General features: G+C 61.5%; 13 protein-coding genes. 4 read left to right on the top strand and 9 right to left on the bottom strand.

The features are described from left to right. Nucleotide 1: 1 nt before the first annotated feature. On the top strand, nt 2-1,024 hold the full coding sequence (locus ABDZ98_RS14185; protein WP_160591464.1) for a type II secretion system F family protein: 1,023 nt from the start codon (nt 2-4) through the stop codon (nt 1,022-1,024). Nucleotides 1,025-1,173: 149 nt separating this feature from the next. On the opposite strand, the gene ABDZ98_RS14180 is transcribed toward ABDZ98_RS14185, so the two are convergent. From ABDZ98_RS14180 to ABDZ98_RS14170, 3 genes are read right to left on the bottom strand one after another with little or no spacing between them, the layout of a single operon-like run. Further along, on the bottom strand, nt 1,174-1,653 hold the full coding sequence (locus tag ABDZ98_RS14180) for a MarR family winged helix-turn-helix transcriptional regulator (protein WP_160591462.1): 480 nt from the start codon (nt 1,651-1,653) through the stop codon (nt 1,174-1,176). A 56-nt stretch (nt 1,654-1,709) separates the two neighbouring features. Further along, nucleotides 1,710-2,600 carry an S-methyl-5'-thioadenosine phosphorylase gene (gene mtnP / locus ABDZ98_RS14175; protein ID WP_237437486.1) on the bottom strand — a complete coding sequence of 297 codons (891 nt, stop codon included), beginning with the start codon at nt 2,598-2,600 and terminating at the stop codon, nt 1,710-1,712. A 26-nt stretch (nt 2,601-2,626) separates the two neighbouring features. After that, complete coding sequence (locus ABDZ98_RS14170) at nt 2,627-3,412, bottom strand: SDR family NAD(P)-dependent oxidoreductase (RefSeq protein ID WP_160591460.1); 786 nt, start codon at nt 3,410-3,412, stop codon at nt 2,627-2,629. Nucleotides 3,413-3,763: 351 nt separating this feature from the next. Here ABDZ98_RS14170 and ABDZ98_RS14165 point away from each other — a divergent pair, with 351 nt between their 5' ends. After that, nucleotides 3,764-6,919 carry a TonB-dependent receptor domain-containing protein gene (locus ABDZ98_RS14165; protein ID WP_160591458.1) on the top strand — a complete coding sequence of 1,052 codons (3,156 nt, stop codon included), beginning with the start codon at nt 3,764-3,766 and terminating at the stop codon, nt 6,917-6,919. 95 nt (nt 6,920-7,014) lie between these two features. After that, the gene (locus tag ABDZ98_RS14160; RefSeq protein ID WP_160591456.1) at nt 7,015-7,806 is read left to right on the top strand and encodes a hypothetical protein; all 792 of its coding nucleotides are present in this window, start codon (nt 7,015-7,017) and stop codon (nt 7,804-7,806) included. Nucleotides 7,807-7,865: 59 nt separating this feature from the next. On the opposite strand, the gene clpB is transcribed toward ABDZ98_RS14160, so the two are convergent. Continuing rightward, the gene (gene clpB / locus ABDZ98_RS14155; protein WP_160591454.1) at nt 7,866-10,445 is read right to left on the bottom strand and encodes an ATP-dependent chaperone ClpB; all 2,580 of its coding nucleotides are present in this window, start codon (nt 10,443-10,445) and stop codon (nt 7,866-7,868) included. A 220-nt stretch (nt 10,446-10,665) separates the two neighbouring features. Here clpB and ABDZ98_RS14150 point away from each other — a divergent pair, with 220 nt between their 5' ends. Then, complete coding sequence (locus tag ABDZ98_RS14150) at nt 10,666-13,557, top strand: insulinase family protein (protein ID WP_160591452.1); 2,892 nt, start codon at nt 10,666-10,668, stop codon at nt 13,555-13,557. Between the two features lie 41 nt (nt 13,558-13,598). Here the strand turns inward: ABDZ98_RS14150 and ABDZ98_RS14145 are convergent, their stop codons facing one another. The 5 genes from ABDZ98_RS14145 to gatC all read right to left on the bottom strand — a co-directional run bounded on the left by ABDZ98_RS14145 (nt 13,599) and on the right by gatC (nt 18,768). Beyond that, nucleotides 13,599-14,081, bottom strand: a complete 483-nt coding sequence (locus ABDZ98_RS14145; RefSeq protein ID WP_237437484.1) for a tRNA (cytidine(34)-2'-O)-methyltransferase — start codon at nt 14,079-14,081, stop codon at nt 13,599-13,601. Between the two features lie 15 nt (nt 14,082-14,096). Beyond that, nucleotides 14,097-15,596: an Asp-tRNA(Asn)/Glu-tRNA(Gln) amidotransferase subunit GatB gene (gene gatB / locus ABDZ98_RS14140; RefSeq protein WP_160591450.1), complete on the bottom strand. Its 1,500-nt coding sequence runs from the start codon at nt 15,594-15,596 to the stop codon at nt 14,097-14,099. Between the two features lie 91 nt (nt 15,597-15,687). Then, nucleotides 15,688-16,845, bottom strand: a complete 1,158-nt coding sequence (locus ABDZ98_RS14135) for an acyltransferase family protein (RefSeq protein WP_160591448.1) — start codon at nt 16,843-16,845, stop codon at nt 15,688-15,690. 136 nt (nt 16,846-16,981) lie between these two features. Beyond that, entirely contained in the window at nt 16,982-18,466 is a 1,485-nt protein-coding gene (gene gatA / locus ABDZ98_RS14130) for an Asp-tRNA(Asn)/Glu-tRNA(Gln) amidotransferase subunit GatA (RefSeq protein WP_160591446.1), read from the bottom strand. Next, nucleotides 18,466-18,768 (bottom strand): Asp-tRNA(Asn)/Glu-tRNA(Gln) amidotransferase subunit GatC, encoded by a 303-nt coding sequence (gatC, locus tag ABDZ98_RS14125; protein ID WP_160591444.1) that lies wholly within the window; start codon nt 18,766-18,768, stop codon nt 18,466-18,468. Before gatC ends, gatA begins: the two co-directional genes overlap by 1 nt. Nucleotides 18,769-18,794: the final 26 nt, after the last annotated feature.

Below are 18,794 nucleotides of genomic sequence, written 5' to 3'. Positions count from 1 at the left end.
CATGATTGCTCCCGCTTCCGGACCCACGCTCCTGGGCGTCGACGTTATCCTCGTCGGCACGATCCTGGCCGGCATTGCCGCCGCCGCCGTGGTCCTTGTCATCTATGCCGCCCTCACGGTGAAAGACCCGATGGCCAAGCGTGTCAAATCGCTCAACGCCCGGCGTACAGAGCTCAAGACGGGCATGATCACGCAAGGGACCAAGAAGCGCCAGAGCCTGGTCCGCAAGTCTGAAACCACGGACAAGCTGAAGGAAACCATGGAGGGCATGAAGGTCCTCCAGGAAAGCCAGGTCAAGCAGATCCAGCAGAAGCTGGCACAGGCCGGTTTCCGCAACAAGGAGATGGCGGTTGTCGTCCTCTTCTCACGCATGGTCCTGCCCATCGTGCTTGGCCTGATCGGCGTGACGATCTTCTACTGGACCGACGTGTTTCCCGACTGGAGCAGCACCAAGCGGTTCATGGGTTTCGCCACGCTGGTGATCCTTGGCTACAAGGCTCCCGAAATCTATCTCAGCAATGTCTCCGGCAAACGCATCAAGGAGATCCAGAAGGGCCTGCCAGATGCGCTGGATCTGCTGGTCATCTGCGCCGAAGCGGGCCTGACGGTGGATGCCGCCTTCAACCGCGTGGCCAAGGAACTGGGCCGTGCCTATCCCGAACTGGGTGACGAGTTTGCCCTGACCGCGATCGAGCTGTCGTTCCTCACAGAGCGTCGGCAGGCGTTCGAAAACCTGGCTTACCGTGTCGATCTGGATGCGGTGCGCGGTGTGGTGACGACAATGGTTCAGACTGAACGCTATGGTACGCCGCTGGCCTCTGCCCTGCGCGTGCTGTCTGCCGAATTCCGTAACGAGCGGATGATGCGGGCCGAGGAAAAGGCCGCGCGCCTGCCCGCGATCATGACCATACCGCTGATCATGTTCATCCTGCCCGTGCTGTTCATCGTGATCCTTGGCCCGGCAGCCTGTTCCATCGCAGACGCCTTTGCCGGCGATGGCCCTCCCGGCAGCGGCGGCGCCTGATCCGCTCAGCCGCCAAGGGCCCCGGACAGGGTCCCCGACAAGGCGCCCGACAGGGACCGACAAACGAAAAGGCCCCGCCGGTACTACCGTGCGGGGCCTTTTCTGTTGGAGCGGGTTTTGCGCTGGAGCCGGATATCTGCCCGGACAGTTCAGCTCACGCCGTAATTGTCGCTCTCTATGGCATCGTCGTCAAAGTCGCGGACCTGGCCGCGGACCTTTTCCAGCAGGGAGCGGAACTGATCCATCTCCTCCGCAGTGAAACCGTCAAACAGCGCGCGTTCCATTTCCACTGCCAGAGGCATGATCTGGCCGTGCATGGCCACGCCCGCCGGCGTCAGGTCCAGATGGTGCGACCGGCCGTCCTGCGCGTTGGGCGTGCGCACGGCAAGGCCGCGCTCCTCCAGCACCTTGCAGGCGCGGTTCACCGCCACCTTGTCCATCAATGTGCGGCGCGTCAGCTCACGCTGGGTGAGCGATCCGGAATCGCCCAAAACGGCCATCACGCGCCATTCAGGCACGCTGAGACCGAAGCGGGAACGGTATTCCTGGGCGATCCGTCCACTGACAGCATTCGACGTGATCGAAAGCTGATAAGGGAGGAATTTAGCGAGTGGTGTTGTCGGTTGCATAGGCAACTACCTTGTTCCAATGGTCTGCTTTTTGCAAGGAAATCACGTCTGGCGACCTAAACCGGCACATTTGTTACAATCCGGCCAGCCACCGCATCAAGGCGTGCAAGCGCCTGTTTGTCCCAGTGATCGGGCGGTGTGATGATAGCGATGTCGAGGATGGTATCGATGGGGCTGGCCTCCCGTTCGTCCGGCAGCGACTGCGCCAGCCTTGTCAGGCAGGATCGTGCCAGATCGGCATTGGCGCGCATGACCGCAAGGATGTCTGTCACGTCGACGTCCGCCTTCTCATCACGCCAGCAATCATAATCCGTGACCATTCCCAGCAGCGCGTAAGGCAGCTCCGCCTCGCGGGCGAGACGCGCTTCGGGCATGGCGGTCATGCCGATCACATCGGCACCCCACTGGCGATAGAGATGGCTTTCCGCGCGGGTGGAGAATTGCGGACCCTCTATGGCGACATAGGTTCCGCAACGGTGGACGGTGGCCCCGGCCTGCTCGGCCGCACTGGCAGCCAGGCCTGAAAGGCGCGGGCATACCGGATCGGCCAGTGGCACATGCGCCACAATACCGTTGCCGAAAAAGCTCCTGTCGCGCCCGACAGTGCGATCGATCAGCTGGTCAACCGCCACGAACGTGCCCGGCGCCATCGTTTCCTGCAGCGACCCTATGGCGGAAATGGCCAGAATATCGGTGACACCGCAGCGTTTCAGCACATCGATATTGGCACGGAAGTTCACATGGCTGGGGGACAGGCGGTGGCCTTTGCCGTGGCGGGCGATGAAGGTGAAACGCACATTGCCGATGCGGCCGGTGGTGACCGGACCGGAAGGTTCGCCAAAAGCTGAATTGACGGCAATTTCCTGCGCATCTTCCAGCGCACCGGGCTCATACAGTCCCGATCCGCCGATAACGCCGATATGCCACTGTCCCATCTGCTGAGCCATAAGCGCCCCTCCCTTTCCGCCCTGGCTCAGCGCGGACCCATGCGGATGCCGCCGTCCAGCCTGACGGTCTCGGCGTTGAAATAGCCGTTTTCGACCATGGTCATCACCAGGTCGGCATATTCCTCGGGATGGCCGAGCCGCTTGGGGAAAGGCACGGCGGCGGCGAGCGATTCCTGCACGTTTTCGGGCAGATTATCCATCAGCGGGGTCTTGAAGATACCCGGCATGATGGTGTTCACGCGGATGCCCTCGCTCATAAGGTCGCGCGCGATCGGCAGGGTCATGCCGTGAATCGCCGCCTTGGAAGCGGCATAGGCGACCTGGCCGATCTGCCCGTCCGTCGCCGCTACGGAAGCGGTGGAGACCAGCACGCCGCGCTCCCCATCGGTCAGCGGTTCGGCATTTTCCATCATGCCTGTGGCGGCCTTGGCCATGCACATGAAGCTGCCCACGGTGTTGACCATCAGCGTCTTGATGAACAGGTCCACCTTCATATGGCTGACCGCGCCGGTATCCCGGTCACGCCGGGTGATCTTGCCGATCGTGCCAATGCCGGCGCAATTGACCAGCACGCGTTCCTGCCCGTGCGCAGCGCGCGCGCGGGCGAATCCGGCATCGACGGAAGCCTCGTCGGAAACATCGACCTTGCAGAAGATCCCGCCGATTTCTGCGGCAACGCGTTCGCCGCGTTCCTCGTTCAGGTCGAACAGTGCGACCTTGGCCCCCTTGGCCGCCAGCGCCCTGGCGCTGGCTTCGCCTAGGCCGGAAGCCCCGCCTGTAACAATGGCTGCGATCGAGGAATCGACCTTCATCTGGCACCTTCTCCTGCTGCAAAAGCCGCCTGTGCGGCCCGGTTCAGGAGGTCCTAGCGGGGCCACTCACAGGGTCAAGCAATGGCAGTTAACAGCTCTGAAACGAATATGTGGTGAAACTGCAACAGGACTGCAACAATCTCGAGAAGAAGTATGATTGGAATTGAAACCAGTTCTACCTTCAAGCACGTCAGCTAGCAGCACCGTGCTATCCCCTTCTGGTCGCCCGGGGACACTAAGCGATCAGGGGGTACATCCAATTTCCAGGCCAATATTCGGCCGCATAGTGGGGACTGACCTGTGACATTTCGATCCGCATTGAGGGGCGCTAGTGCGCCCATCGCGCTTTCCGTGGCTCTCGCCGCGAACCCTGTTCTCGCGCAAGACGCCGAGGATGTTCTGATCACCGACGCCGAAGATGATGAGGCACCTGCCGCATCCACCGCCAGCCAGGGTGACATGATTTTCGTCACCGGTTCGCGCATTCGTCGTGACGAGTTCAGCTCTCCTGCACCGCTGACGGTCGTTGACCCGGAAATCGCAGTCCGCAAGGGCCTGATGGATACCGGCGAAATGATCCAGGGCTCACCGATTGCTGCCGGTTCTTCGCAGATCACCTCGGCGATCTCCTCGAACTTCGTCACCAATGGCGGTTCGGGCGCCCAGACGATCTCGCTGCGTGGCCTTGGTGCCGAGCGTACGCTGGTGCTGCTGAACGGTCGCCGTGCCGGGCCAGCCGGTACCCGCGGTGCCGTTTCGGCATTCGACCTCAACGTCCTGCCGCAGTCCATCGTCCAGCGCGTGGACATCCTGAAGGACGGCGCTTCGTCGATCTACGGTTCTGACGCCGTTGCCGGCGTGGTCAACCTGATCACCAAGACCGACACTGACGGTGTCGAGTTTGATTTCTTCGGCTCGGTTCCTTTCGAATCCGGTGGCGAATCCTGGTCTGCTTCAGCAACCTGGGGCACCACTTTTGATCGCGGCCACATCCTGGCGTCGGTCAACTACTATCGCCGTAACGAGCTGACTCGCGGCGACCGCGATTATCTCGGCTGCCCGGAAGCCTATGTGTTCACCGACACCACGCTCACATCGCGCGCCGACCTGATCGATCCGCGTACCGGCCAGTTTGCCTGTAATGGCGAGAGCGACATCACCTGGGGCCACGTGTGGACCTATGACGGCGCCGACCTTGGTTCCGCCGACGGCACCACCAACATTCCCAACAGCCCGGGCGGTTTCAGCTCGGTTCTGCTGCAGTACGACTATCCGGGTGACAACCTGGGTGCCACCGTCACTCCCAATGGTCCGGTGCAGTTCGCCGGCCAGATCGGCACGCCTCCGGGCTGGTACAACGTCAGCAACTCGGTTGCAGGCGCTGCGGTTACCAACAACTACCACCCGCTGATGGATTTCGACACGGTCATCCCGCAGACGGACCGTTACACGGTGTATGTTGACGGTGCCTATGAGCTGACCTCCAACATGGAGCTGTATGGCGAGTTCCTGTACAACAAGCGCAAGAACTACGTGAACGCATCGCGTCAGATCTGGGGCTTCGGCTACGGCGAAACCTTCGATTACTCCTATTACTACGATGGCTACCTGTATGAAGGCGGCTTCGCGGGCGATCCGCGTCCCAGTGCACAGGGTTGGTCCGGCTATGCCGTGTTCAGCCCCACCGCCTACACCGACCAGTTCGATAGCTGGCAGGAAGTGGACTACATGCGCGGCGTGCTCGGCGTTCGTGGCGATATCTCGGACAACTGGGGCTATGACATCTATGGTCAGTGGTCGCGTTCGGACGGTGATTATTCGCAGGTCCAGACCTTCAACGACTCCATCCTGGACTATAACTACTACCTGTCCGACCTGTGCGAAGGCACCACGGTCGGTGCGGGCACTCCTTACGAGCGTCCCTGCGTAGATGTGCGTCTGTTCGATCCGTATTTCCTGGCTGGTGAGTTCACTCCGGAAGAAGTGAACTTCCTGTTCGGCACGGAAACCGGCAACACTGTTTACGAACAGAAGTATGTTGAAGCCATCGTCAGCGGCGAAGTTTTCGAACTGCCGGGCGGCCCGCTTGGTCTGGCTCTGGGTGTCCAGTATCGTGAAGACACGATCGACGATAACCCCGGCTACATCACGCAGAACGCCAACGCATGGAGCGTGACCACTGCTGGCCGTACGGCTGGCCGGGTGCAGACCAAGGAAGCTTTCGGCGAAATCTCGCTGCCGCTTCTGTCGGACATTCCGTTCATCGAATCCTTCACCCTCACCGCTGCCGGTCGTCTCACCAACGTGAGCGCGCGCCGTACGGTTGATGGCCAGTCGGATAGCGACAACGGCAACTTCACCTACAAGCTGGGTGCTGACTGGGAACTGACTGACTGGTTCCGTGTTCGCGGCACCTACGGTACGTCGTTCCGTGCTCCGGCACTGTTCGAACAGTTCCTGGCCGACCAGACCTCGTCGCTTGGCCAGCGTGTTGTTGACCCGTGTATCCAGTGGCAGCGTAACCTTGATGAAGGCGCAATCACCCAGCAGTTCGCAGATAACTGTGCGGCTGACGGTGTTGGCCCGAACCACCTGGGCCAGGGCATCAGTGCAACGATCTTCACCGGTGGCCAGGTTGGCCGTCTCGACCCCGAGACATCGACCGCATGGACCGTCAGTGCGATCTTTGAGCCCACGCTGGACTTCCTGCCCAACACGCAGGTCAGCCTGGCTGTCGATTACTTCGAAATCGAAGTGAACGATGAAATCGCCCAGCTGGGTGGCTTCAACGTGCTGGCAGCCTGTTACGGTTCGGACTTCTTCCCGGAAGAGCCTCTGTGTGACCTGTTCGCACGTAACCAGGATCTTCCCTTGGGTGACCCGCGTCGTAACTCGGGTCTGCCTGCCAACGTTGCCTTCATCACCGATGACTTCCTCAACGTTGCTCGTCAGGAAAACCACGGCGTCGACGTGACCGCGCGTCTCGTCCATGATTTCGCTGGTGACGTGACCCTGACCATTCAGGGCCAGATGACCTGGCAGACCACGGACGTTGTGGAACTGTTCCCCGGATCGTTTGAGGACAGCAATGGCGAATCTGGCGAGCCCCGGTTCGTTGGCGACTTCCGCGTCCAGCTGGACACCGGTCCGTGGTCGCTGTTCTATGGCCTGGACGTGATCGGTGCCACCGATGACATTCAGGACTACGTCGACAACAACGGCGTCGATGCGGGCGGCAACCTCTGCTACCAGTTCACGACCTACCCGAACCCGGTATGTCTGGACCTGACGCAGTCGGCCAAGTTCTACCACAGCGTGTCGGTGACGCGTGAAATCGGTGACAACTTCGAGATTACCGCTGGTATCTCGAACCTCACCGACGTCCGTCCGCCGCGCACCTCCAACGTTGGCGGTGATGGTATTACGCAGTTCGGCCTGGGTGCCTTCCAGTCGCAGTATGACCTGCTTGGTCGTCGCGCCTTCGTGAACCTCAACATTCGCTACTGATCAGCAGCGAAGCTCAGGAAATGTGGGGCGGCGGGTGACAAACCCGCCGCCCTTCGTTTATCCGCGATAAACAAATCCAGAATTCGGGAAAAACCATGGTCACGATCCGCCTGAAGCAAGACACGCTGAATGAGGAAAACAAGAAGTTCGAGCAGATACCGCTTGAACGCTCGCTGTTTCTCAACTCCATTCCCAAGTCAGGCTCGCACCTGCTGCGCAACATCTTCCGCATGTTCGTGCCGCTGGAGGATCACTATGCCGACCAGTTCGTGCAGTTCGCCAATCTCAAGAAGCATGTCGAGGCGTTCAATCCCAACCGCAACCTGCTGAGCTGGGGGCACCTGCTGTTCTCCGATATCAGCGCGCTGGAAGCATCGGTCCCGCGCAAGCTGATCCTGGTGCGCGATCCGCATAGCTGGGTGCTGGCCCGCGCTCGCTTCTTCCTGTCGGATGAATTCGGCGATGAGAAGGTGATCGTGAAGAACGAGAACCTGCCGGTCGATTCACTGATCAATCTGATGATTTTCGGCATCCACAAGTCATCGCTGTCGATGCAGGAGATGTTCACCTACATGGGCGTCGCCTGGATGAATTGCGGCGATTCCAAGCTCGTACGCTACGAGGATCTGATCAAGGCGATCAAGAACCTCGACAGCGACGAGTCAGAGACTTTCTTCATGGACCTGTTCGCGGCCGCCGGCCTGCCCAAGGTGCCCGATGACTGGCGGGAGCGTGTGCGCATCGGTTCCGACCGCAAGCAAAGCTCCACCGCCAGCGAGAAGCTGACCGGCCGCGCCGACCTTGTGCCCAAGGTTCTGGGTGATGAGCACAAGCGGCTTATCGAATATGCAGCGCCCGGCCTGCGCAAGTTCCTGGGTTACGAATGACGTGAAAAGGGCCGGAAATCGCTTCCCGGCCCTCTCCTGTCTCACGCGTCTGTCCTGTGTCAGGCGACGCTCATCTTCAGTGCGCCGTCACCTTCATCGATCGTTACCGTTGAGCCATCGGGTATCTTGCCCGCCAGCAGCATGTCGGCCAGCGGGTCCTGCAGGTATTTCTGCACCGCCCGCTTCAATGGCCGCGCGCCATAGACCGGATCATAGCCCACCCGGCCAAGCCAGCGCAGCGCTGCATCGGACAGGTTGATGGTGATCTTGCGATCCTTCAGAAGCTTTTGCACCCGGCCGACCTGGATCGTCACGATCGGGGCCATGTGCTCCATGCCCAGGCGATGGAACAGGATGATCTCATCCAGCCGGTTGAGGAATTCGGGGCGGAAATGCGCGCGCACCACTTCCATAACCTGCGGTTCGACATCTTCCACCTTCTGGTCGTCGGTCAGGCTGGAGAGATACTGGCTGCCAAGGTTTGACGTCAGGATGATCAGCGTGTTCGAGAAATCGACCACCCTGCCTTGCCCGTCCGTCAGCCGGCCATCGTCCAGCACCTGCAACAGCACGTTGAACACGTCGCTGTGGGCCTTCTCCACCTCGTCGAACAGCACCACCTGATAGGGCCTGCGCCGCACGGCTTCGGTCAGCACACCGCCTTCTTCATAGCCGACATAGCCCGGGGGCGCGCCGATCAGCCGGGCCACCGCATGCTTTTCCATGAATTCCGACATGTCGATGCGGACCATCGCGCTGTCATCGTCGAACAGGAATTCGGCCAGCGCCTTGGTCAGCTCGGTCTTGCCCACGCCCGTCGGGCCCAGGAACAGGAAGGAGCCGAGCGGACGGTTGGGGTCCTGCAGGCCTGCGCGCGCGCGGCGCACCGCCTTGGACACGGCCACCACGGCCTGATCCTGCCCGATCACCCGCTTGCCGATGACCTCTTCCATCTTCAGCAGCTTGTCGCGCTCGCCCTGCATCATCTTGTCGACCGGAATGCCGGTCCACTTGCTGACCACGGCGGCGATATCGTCTTCGGTCACCTCTTCGCGCAGCAGCGCATTCTCGGTGGTCTGGGACGCAGCGACCAGCGCCTTTTCGAGTTCCGGGATGCGGCCGTATGAAAGCTCACCCGCCTTGGCCAGGTCGCCCGTGCGCTGGGCCTGTTCGAGTTCGATCCGCGCCTGGTCCAGCTCTTCCTTGAGCTTGCCCTCGGCATGGATCTTGTCACGCTCGTTCTGCCAGCGGGTGGTCAGCTCGCTCGATTGCTGCTCAAGATTGGCGAGTTCCTCGCGCAGGGTCGCAAGGCGATCCTTGGATGCCGCATCGCTTTCCTTGCCCAGCGCCGATTCCTCGATCTTGAGCTGGATGATGCGGCGGTCCAGGCCTTCGATTTCCTCCGGCTTGCTTTCCACTTCCATGCGGATGCGGCTGGCGGCCTCGTCCATCAGGTCGATCGCCTTGTCGGGCAGAAAGCGGTTGGAGATATAGCGTTCGGACAGCTGTGCTGCCGCCACGATCGCCGCATCGGTAATGCGCACGCCGTGGTGCAGCTCGTACTTTTCCTTGATGCCGCGCAGGATGGAAATGGTGTCCTCCACGCTCGGCTCATCCACGAACACCGGCTGGAAGCGGCGCTGGAGGGCGGCGTCCTTTTCGACATATTTCTGATATTCGTCGAGCGTGGTCGCGCCGATGCAATGCAGCTCCCCGCGGGCGAGCGCCGGCTTGAGCAGATTGCCCGCATCCATCGATCCTTCGGAGGCACCAGCGCCGATCAGCGTGTGCATCTCGTCAATAAACAGGATGATCTGGCCGTCTGCGCCCTTCACCTCGTCCAGAACGGCCTTCAGCCGCTCCTCGAACTCGCCGCGATATTTCGCGCCGGCGATCATCGATCCAAGATCGAGCGACATCAGCGAGCGATCCTTCAGGCTGTCCGGCACATCGCCATTGGCAATGCGCAGCGCCAGCCCTTCGGCAATGGCGGTCTTGCCGGTGCCGGGCTCGCCGATCAGGACGGGATTGTTCTTGGTGCGGCGAGCGAGAATCTGCACCGTGCGGCGGATTTCCTCATCGCGGCCAATCACCGGGTCCAGTTTGCCCTCGCGCGCAGCCTCGGTCAGGTCGCGGGCGTATTTCTTCATCGCGTCATAGGCGTTTTCGGCGCTGGCGGTATCGGCGGTCTTGCCCTTGCGCAGTTCATTGATGGCGCTGTTCAGCGCCTCTGCGGTGACATTGGCCGCGGCCAGCGCCTTGCCTGCCACGGTGGTCTTGGCCAGCACCAGTGCCAGCAACAGGCGTTCCACGGTGACATAGCTGTCACCCGCCTTCTCGGCCACTTGCTCTGCCTGATCGAGAACGCGCACGGCATCATTGTCGAGGCCGGGGGTCTGCTGGGCTCCGCCGCCCGAAACGGCCGGAATCTTGGCCAGCGCCTTGTCGATCTCAGTCACGGCCAGCGCGGCATTGCCACCGGCACGCTGGATCAGCCCGGCGGCCATGCCTTCATTATCCTCCAGCAGCGCTTTCAGCAGATGTTCCGTGCTGATCCGCTGGTGGCTGTTGCGAATGGCAACGGTCTGCGCGCTTTGCAGGAAACCCTTGGCGCGGTCGGTAAATTTTTCCAGGTTCATAACAGGCCCTCAATTCTAATTTGCTTCAAGATAGTGTTGCCAATTTGCAACACAAGCCCCCTTGGCAAATCCGGATACAAATTCAGGTGTGTTATTGCATTAAATCGGTAGGCGATGACGCAATGCAACCCCTGCTGGGGTGATTAGTGGGCCAACCCGCACCGATGGGCACTGATCCGGATCAATCAGCACTTCAAAAGCATATTTGCTGTGCTAGTAGATGCAGATGAAACCAGCTCGCATTCTCTCCGCCTTCCTGCCCTTCGCCCTTCTGGCCGCATGTACTGCGCCAGTTGCGGCTCCTCCGGTCATCTCCGCCCCGGCGACGGCCAGCGAACAGGGAGCGAGCAATCTGGCAGCAGGCGATCTGTCCGGCCTCGTTGCCCAGATCGACATTCCTTATGAGACGTTCACGCTGGCCAACGGTCTGACGGTGATCGTCCATACCGATCGCAAATCCCCCATTGTGGGCGTGACCACATATTACCGCGTCGGTTCCAAGAATGAACCGCGCGGCCGCACCGGCTTTGCCCATCTGTTCGAACACATCATGTTCAACGGCAGTGAGAATGTGGAGAATTTCGACATCCCGATGGAGGGTGCCGGCTCCACCCCCACCAATGGCTCCACCTGGTATGATCGCACCAACTATGTCGAAACCTTGCCGACTGGCGCGCTCGACCGGGCGCTGATGATGGAATCCGACCGCATGGGCTATCTGCTCGGCGCGGTGACGCAGGAAGACCTCGATCGCCAGCGCGGCGTGGTGCAGAATGAAAAGCGCCAGGGTGACAATCAACCTTACGCTCTGGCCGAATATAGCGTGAATGACCGGCTCTTGCCCGTGGGCCACCCCTATCGCCACGCGACCATCGGATCGATGGCGGATCTGTCCGCAGCATCGCTGGAGGATGTGCGCAGCTGGTTCACCAACAATTACGGACCCAATAACGTGGTGCTGGCGCTGGCGGGCGATATCGATGTCGCCACCGCCCGCGCTGCCGTGGAACGCTGGTTTGGCGATATTCCGCGCGGCCCCGATGTGCCGCCCGTGGCGGCTGAGCCGGTGACGCTGGCCGAACCGATCTATGAGGAAATGGCCGATCAGGTCAGCCAGGTGCGGGTATCGCGCAACTGGACTGGCCCCGGCATGACCCATCCCGATTCCGTACCCTTGCAGGTTGGGACCTATATCCTCGGCGGCCTGTATTCCTCGCGCCTCGACAATGCGATGGTCTATGGCGAGGAGCTGGCGACGCGGGTTTCCGCCGGAACGCAGGCACATGAGCAGATCAGCTTCATCTCGGCCGACTTCGACCTTGCACCGGGCGCTGACCGCGAAGCAGCCGAAGCGCTGTTCAATGCAGAGATTGAGCGCCTGATCACAGAAGGGCCCACCACCGAGGAAATCTCGCGCGCGGCCACGCAGCTGATCTCCGGCCAGCTTGGCGGGCTGGAACGCGTGGGCGGGATGGACGGCAAGGGTGCGAAGCTTGCGGAAAGCCTGCTCTACACCGGCGATCCTGAATTCTACCGCAAGGACTTGCAGCGTATCGCCGCGCTGACCCCTGCCGAAGTGCGCGATGCCATGCAGCGCTGGATGACCCGCCCCGCCTATACGCTGGTGGTGGTGCCCGGAGAGCGCACACTGGACGGCGCGCTGATGGGCGGCTGGGGTGATGAAGCGACCGTGCCATCCCGCGCACCCGATGCAGGCGGCGGCGTCACCGCGCAGCGCACCGGCCCTCCGCGCGCCATACCCGATGTGGCGGATGTGTCGGACCTGGAATTCCCCGATGCCCGGCGCGCACGGCTCGCCAACGGCATAGAGGTGGAACTGGTGCAGCGCTCCACCGTGCCGCTGGTCACTATCGCGCTTTCGCTGGATGCAGGATCGTCCGTCGATGCCCGCGCTGAGGCAGGCAAGCACGAACTGATGATGGACATGCTGACCGAAGGCACCGCAACGCGCGGGCCGCTGGACATCGTGATCGAGCAGGAGGAACTGGGCGCCAGCATTTCCGCGTCGACCGGTGTCGATGCCAGCCGCGTCTACCTCAGCTCGCTGACCAGCAATTTGCCGCAATCGCTGGAGCTGATGGCCGATGTCACGCTCAACCCCAGCTTTGCCGACGATGCCTTTGCCCGCGTGCAGGGCCAGCGTCTGGCAGAGATCGAGGATGAGCGCACATCGCCCGGATCGCTGGCTACACGCGCGCTCGGCCCGCTGCTGTACGGACCGGACCATCCCTATGCGATGGCCGCCACCATTGGCGACTATGACGTGATCGAACAGCTGACACCGCAGATGCTGCGCGCCGAACATGCCGAATGGTTCCGCCCGGATCTGGCAAAGTTCACCGTGGTGGGCGATATCGACATGGCCGAACTGCTGCCGCTTCTCAATCAGGCCTTTGGCAGCTGGACGGCCCCTGCCGCCCCGCCCCCGGCCAAGGCCATCAACCAGCCGACACCGCCTGCGCAAGCGCGGCTGGTAGTGATTGACCGCCCCAATTCTCCGCAATCGGTGCTGCTGCTGGGCCGCCTGCTGCCCCTCAAGGGCACAGACAGAGGGACAGAAGCGCTGGAACTGGCCAATGAGGTAATCGGCAACGGCTTCCTTTCGCGCCTCAATGACGATCTGCGTGAGACACGCGGCTGGACCTATGGCGTGCGATCCTCCATCGCCCCGCGTCTGGCGAGCACCAGCTTCACTGTATCCACCGCTGTGCAATCTGATCGCACGGCAGATTCGATCCGCGTGATCCTGGAGCAGCTGGAGGCATTTCCGGCGCAGCGTCCGGTGGATGAACTGGAATTGCAGCGCGTGACCGATGGCAATATCCGCGGCCTGCCCAATCGCTTTGAGACCAATGGCCAGGTGCTGGCTGCGCTGCTCGGCAATGATCTGCTGGATCGGCCGGACGATTATCAGGAGAGCCTGCCGTCAATCTACCGGGCCATCGATGCCAATGCGATCAACGCCGCTGCCACGCAATATCTGCACCCGCGCGCGCTCACCATCGTGGTGGTGGGTGATCGCGCGCAGATTGACGAGCAGATCGCCACGCTGGGCATGGATGTGACCTATCTGGATGCGGAGGAACTGTAAGGCCCCCGCCCTGGTCCTCTGCCCTCGCCCCGCGTCAGGGCTCAGCCCTTGTACTGCTGCCGCAGCGCCTGATAGGCGACCGCTGTCGCCGTATTCGCCATATTGAGCGAGCGTATATGCTCTGACCGCATCGGCAGGTTGAATATCCGGTGCTGCCAGGGCCGGGTAATCTCCGGCGGCAGGCCGGTGGTTTCCCGCCCGAACACCAGATAGGCATCTTCGGGATAGTCGGGATCGTAGAACGACTGCGCGCCATATTCCTCGAACAGGAACAGCTGGTCTTCGCGCGGGCAGCGCGCTGCGATGAAGTCCTCCCAGCTGGCGAATTCCACCAGCCGCACATGCTTCCAGTAATCCAGCCCGGCACGCTTCACCCGGCTCTCCGTCAGCTCAAAACCCAGCGGATGGATCAGGATCAGTTCCATATCCAGCGCCACGCACGTGCGCCCCATCGCTCCGGTATTACCGGGGATTTCCGGCGTCACGAGGACGATGGACATGGTGCCGGGCATGGTTGCGGTCATGGCGCGGCGCGAACGCTACCCCAGCTTCGCCTTCAGGATCTGGTTGACCACCGCCGGATTGCCCTTGCCCTGCATGGCCTTCATCGTCTGGCCCACGAAGAAGCCGAACAGCTTGTCCTTGCCGCCGCGATATTCCTCGACCTTGTCGGGGTTGGCGGCGAGCACGTCATCGATCACCGCCTCAATGGCGCCGGTGTCGCTCTGCTGCTTGAGGCCTTCGGTATCGGCAATCTCGTCCGGCGCGCGGCCGGTCTTGAGTACGATTTCGTAGATTTCCTTGGCCTGGCCGCCGCTGATCTCGCCTGCATCCTGCATGGTCAGGATGGCCGCCTGCGCCTGCGCGGTGGCATGGGCGGGATCGGCTTCATCGCCCAGCGCCTTCATCACGCCCGGCGCGACGGAGAGCGACCAGTTGGCGACCTGCGTGGCGACCTTGGCCTCGCTCTTGCCGATGGCCTGCGCGGTGGCGGCCAGCAGCGTTTCGAAGCGGGCGAAGGTTTCCACCTCCGCCGTCAGTTCACGCGCATTATAGTCCGTCAGGCCCAGCTCACCGGTGTAGCGCGCGCGCTTGGCATCGGGCAGTTCGGGCAGAGAGGCGCGGCATTCTTCCAGGAACGCATCGTCCAGTTCCAGCGGCAGCAGGTCCGGATCGGGGAAATAGCGATAGTCGTGCGCATCTTCCTTGCTGCGCATGGACCGCGTGGTGCCCGTGCCCGGATCGAACAGGCGCGTTTCCTGCACGATCTTCCCGCCATCTTCCAGCACATCGACCTGGCGCTGCGCCTCATGCTCGATCGCCTGCATCACGAAGCGCACCGAGTTGACGTTCTTGGTTTCCGTGCGCGTGCCCAGATTGGGATCGCCAACCTTGCGCACAGAAACGTTCACGTCCGCGCGCATGGAGCCTTCCTCCATATTGCCGTCGCAGCTGCCGACATAGCGCAGGATGGCGCGCAATTTGCGGATATAGGCACCCGCCTCGGCAGGCGAGGTCATGTCCGGATCGCTGACGATTTCCATCAGCGCCACGCCCGTGCGGTTGAGATCGACATAGGACATGGTGGGGTGCTGGTCATGCATCAGCTTGCCCGCATCCTGCTCCACGTGAATGCGCTCGACCCCGATAACCTTGTCCACCGGAATGCCGGCCTTTTCATCGGCCTCGATCGTCAGCGCGCCCTTCCCCACGATGGGGTGGTACAGCTGGCTGATCTGATAGCCCTGCGGCAGATCGGCATAGAAGTAGTTCTTGCGGTCAAAACGCGACCATTTGTTGATCTGCGCCTCTATCGCCATGCCCGTGCGCACCGCCTGGCGGATGCACTCGCGGTTGGGCACAGGCAACATGCCCGGCATCGCCGCATCTATCAGACTGACCTGCGAATTGGGCTCCGCCCCGAAAGCGGTGGACGCGCTGGAGAACAGCTTGGCATGGCTGGTGACCTGCGCATGAACTTCGAGACCGACCACGATCTCCCATTCGCCGGTGGCACCCTGGATACGATAATTGCTCATGTCATGCTCCATAAGGCCGCAGAGCGCGCACCGGAAGAGGGCTTGGCAGCAAATTTATTGATGTGGGGCGATCTGCGGCGTCCAATTGAACCTAGCCTGCCTGTGCCGCTCCACCGGAACGTGCCATGCGCTCTTTCACAAGCTTCTTGCCATAGAGGCGCCAGGGTTCCTCGATATATTTGAACGTTTGCGAACCAACCAGAATCGCAATCAGGCACACGGCCAAACTCAATGCCGTATTCATCAGCGGCCCCAGGTCCATCGCGCGAAGGCCATAGGTAAGCCCTTCTTCCCGCAGGAGATCAGTCCATCCCAACCGCAGGAAGATCTGTTCCGCAGCGCGATTGATGCTGGAAATGATGAACAGGTGGACCATGTAGATGGAATAGGACCATGCACCGACAGCCAGCATGGGTGCCGTCAGCAGCAGCCGCGAGAACAGACCTTGCTCATGCGCAAAGATGAACACCATCATCGCGAACAAGGGAACACAGGCCAGGAACCTGAAGTCCCCTGCGGGCGGATATGAGAGCAGCAGGAAGACCGAAAGCAGCACCAGCGCTTCAACAATGGTTGCAACCATGTCGGAAACCACCAACCGATAACGCTGCCATATGGCGAAGACCAGCGTACCGGTGCCAAAGCCAACGATCCCTCTTTGAAGCAGCTGGCCGAACCCGATCACATTGATTGAAAAGGCCAGACAGATGCTGGCCGTGGCGACCAGGAAAACAGCCACGGCGATGCCTTTTCGCCCTGAACCGAACAGCAGGGCGGCAATGAGATAGGCAACAAATTCAACCGACAGGGACCAGCTGACGGTGCTGAAGTAATTGTCCGCACTGGGCCAGAACCCATCGAGCATGAACAGCGCGCGCACGAGGTAGAAAAGATCGTGCGATTCACCCAGGACAGGCCGGATCAAGGCCAGCTCCATGAACAGATAAATCAGCACCATCACCAGATGCAGCGGATAGATCCTGAAGAAGCGGAGACACAGAAACGCCCCGCGTGAATATCCCCCAGCGATCCTCTCACCATAGGCACAGGCGATCACGAAGCCGGAAAGCACGAAGAAGAAATCGACAAACAGCCGTGCCTCGCGAAAGAAGGGAAGCCCGGCAATCAGGCCAAAATCGTCTATGTGGAAGAAGACCACGGCTACGGCGGCGAGACCACGCAGCGCATCGAGCGCCTGGAAACGCGTTTCGTTCTTCGGCGCTTTGGACGTCAACCTCTGCAGAGCCATGGCCATCTCCTGTGACGCCGCCGTGCGTTGAGTCGCAACAATCGAGCATCAACGCAAGATGTTTTATTGCAGCGCAGCATTGGTGCAGCCAGCCCAGGAATAAGGGTCAGTTCAGCGTTTCAGGCTGGCTGCCAATCTACCACCACTTCTCGGGCTGCGCTGTGAATCCGGCCCGGCTCTCAATCGCCAATCCGGCGTTCAGCACGCCCTGTTCGTCAAATCGGTTGCCGATCAGCTGCAGGCCAAGCGGCAGGCCCTGCGAGTTGAGGCCGGCAGGAACACTCATCGCCGGCAGACCTGCCAGCGATGCGGGCACGGCGAACACGTCATTGAGATACATCGCCAGCGGATCGTCCACATTCTCACCCAGCCCGAAAGCTGCGGTGGGCGTGGTCGGCGCCAAGATCACGTCAACCTGCGCAAAGGCTGCATCGAAATCGCGCTGGATCAACGTGCGGACCTTCATCGCCTGCGTGTAATAGGCGTCATAGAACCCGGCGCTGAGCACGTAGGTGCCGATCAATATGCGGCGCTTTACCTCGTCACCGAAACCGGCGGCTCTGGTGGCGGCATACATATCCTGCAGGCCTGCACCCTCTGGCAGATCGCGCAGGCCATAACGCACGCCGTCATAGCGCGCGAGGTTGGACGAGGCTTCTGCCGGCGCGACGATGTAATAGGCGGGCAGCGCATATTTGGTGTGCGGCAGGCTGATATCGACAACCTCTGCACCTGCATCCTTGAGCCAGGCAATCCCATCTTCCCAGCTCTTGAGGATATCGGCATCGGTGCCGTCCATCCGGTATTCGCGCGGAATGCCGACCTTCTTGCCACGCAGGTCACCGTTGAGCGCGGTGGACCAGTTCGGCACCGGCATGTCGAGGCTGGTCGAATCCTTGGGATCGAAACCCGCCATCGCCTCCAGCATGATCGCGCAATCTTCGACGCTGCGGGCCATCGGGCCTGCCTGATCGAGGCTGCTGGCAAAGGCGACAATGCCCCAGCGCGAGCAGCGGCCATAGGTCGGCTTGATGCCCGAAATGCCGGTGAAGGCCGCAGGCTGGCGGATGGAACCGCCCGTATCGGTGCCGGTTGCCGCCGGGGCGAGACGCGCCGCGACTGCTGCGGAGGACCCGCCCGAACTGCCGCCCGGTGCCAGCTTGGCATTGCCACCGTCGTTGCGCCGCCAGGGGTTGGCAACATCGCCGAAATAGCTCGTCTCGTTGCTGGAGCCCATGGCGAACTGGTCAAGGTTCAGCTTGCCCAGCATGCCCGCGCCCGCATCCCACAATTTCTGGGAGACGGTGCTTTCATACTGGGGCACGAAGCCTTCGAGGATGTGGCTGGCTGCCGTGGTCTGTACGCCCTTGGTGGCGAACAGGTCCTTCATGCCGATCGGCACGCCGGCCATCAGGCCCAGCGCCTTGCCCGCAGCGCGGTCTGCATCGACCCTTTCAGCTGCTGCAATCGCGTGTTCGGGGGTGGTGACGATAAAGGCATTGAGCGCCGCCGCCGCAGCGACATTGGCATTGAACGCCTCTGCCACTTCAACCGCAGTAAACTCTCCGCCGGCCACGCCATCGGCAATGGCCTTGACGCCAAGATTGGTGAGACTGGTCATTATTCGATCACCTTGGGCACGCCGAAAAATCCGTGTTCGGCAGCGGGGGCATTGGCCAGGATGGCATCGCGCTTGCCGCCGCCTGTCAGCGGATCGGCATCGACCACGTCATCGCGCAGCCGCTGCGGCATGGGGATGACCGCAGTCATCGGCTCAACCGCAGAGGTATCGACCTCTCCCAGCTGCTCCACCCAGGCGAGGATATTGTTGAATTCGGGCACCATGTGGTCGAGATCCTTCTCGTCCACATTGATGCGCGCCAGTGCGGCGATTTTCGCCACTTGTTCACGGGTTACAGACATGTCAGCGCACTAGCGGCGCGGGGGCG

This window comes from Alteraurantiacibacter aestuarii (assembly GCF_039523595.1).
In the GTDB taxonomy this organism is placed as follows: Bacteria; Pseudomonadota; Alphaproteobacteria; order Sphingomonadales; family Sphingomonadaceae; genus Alteraurantiacibacter; species Alteraurantiacibacter aestuarii.
The sequence above is the reverse complement of the archived record's forward strand: the minus strand, read 5'-3'. Positions and strand labels throughout refer to the sequence as shown.

Excerpts from the sequence above, each read along its gene's own strand:
- ABDZ98_RS14135 (WP_160591448.1), bottom strand. The coding sequence starts at position 16,845 with ATGGCTCTGCAGAGGTTGACGTCCAAAGCGCCGAAGAACGAAACGCGT.
- ABDZ98_RS14185 (WP_160591464.1), top strand. The coding sequence starts at position 2 with ATGATTGCTCCCGCTTCCGGACCCACGCTCCTGGGCGTCGACGTTATC.
- ABDZ98_RS14170 (WP_160591460.1), bottom strand. The coding sequence starts at position 3,412 with ATGAAGGTCGATTCCTCGATCGCAGCCATTGTTACAGGCGGGGCTTCC.
- ABDZ98_RS14145 (WP_237437484.1), bottom strand. The coding sequence starts at position 14,081 with ATGACCGCAACCATGCCCGGCACCATGTCCATCGTCCTCGTGACGCCG.
- gatC (WP_160591444.1), bottom strand. The coding sequence starts at position 18,768 with ATGTCTGTAACCCGTGAACAAGTGGCGAAAATCGCCGCACTGGCGCGC.
- gatB (WP_160591450.1), bottom strand. The coding sequence starts at position 15,596 with ATGAGCAATTATCGTATCCAGGGTGCCACCGGCGAATGGGAGATCGTG.
- ABDZ98_RS14180 (WP_160591462.1), bottom strand. The coding sequence starts at position 1,653 with ATGCAACCGACAACACCACTCGCTAAATTCCTCCCTTATCAGCTTTCG.
- gatA (WP_160591446.1), bottom strand. The coding sequence starts at position 18,466 with ATGACCAGTCTCACCAATCTTGGCGTCAAGGCCATTGCCGATGGCGTG.
- ABDZ98_RS14150 (WP_160591452.1), top strand. The coding sequence starts at position 10,666 with ATGCAGATGAAACCAGCTCGCATTCTCTCCGCCTTCCTGCCCTTCGCC.
- mtnP (WP_237437486.1), bottom strand. The coding sequence starts at position 2,600 with ATGGCTCAGCAGATGGGACAGTGGCATATCGGCGTTATCGGCGGATCG.
- clpB (WP_160591454.1), bottom strand. The coding sequence starts at position 10,445 with ATGAACCTGGAAAAATTTACCGACCGCGCCAAGGGTTTCCTGCAAAGC.
- ABDZ98_RS14160 (WP_160591456.1), top strand. The coding sequence starts at position 7,015 with ATGGTCACGATCCGCCTGAAGCAAGACACGCTGAATGAGGAAAACAAG.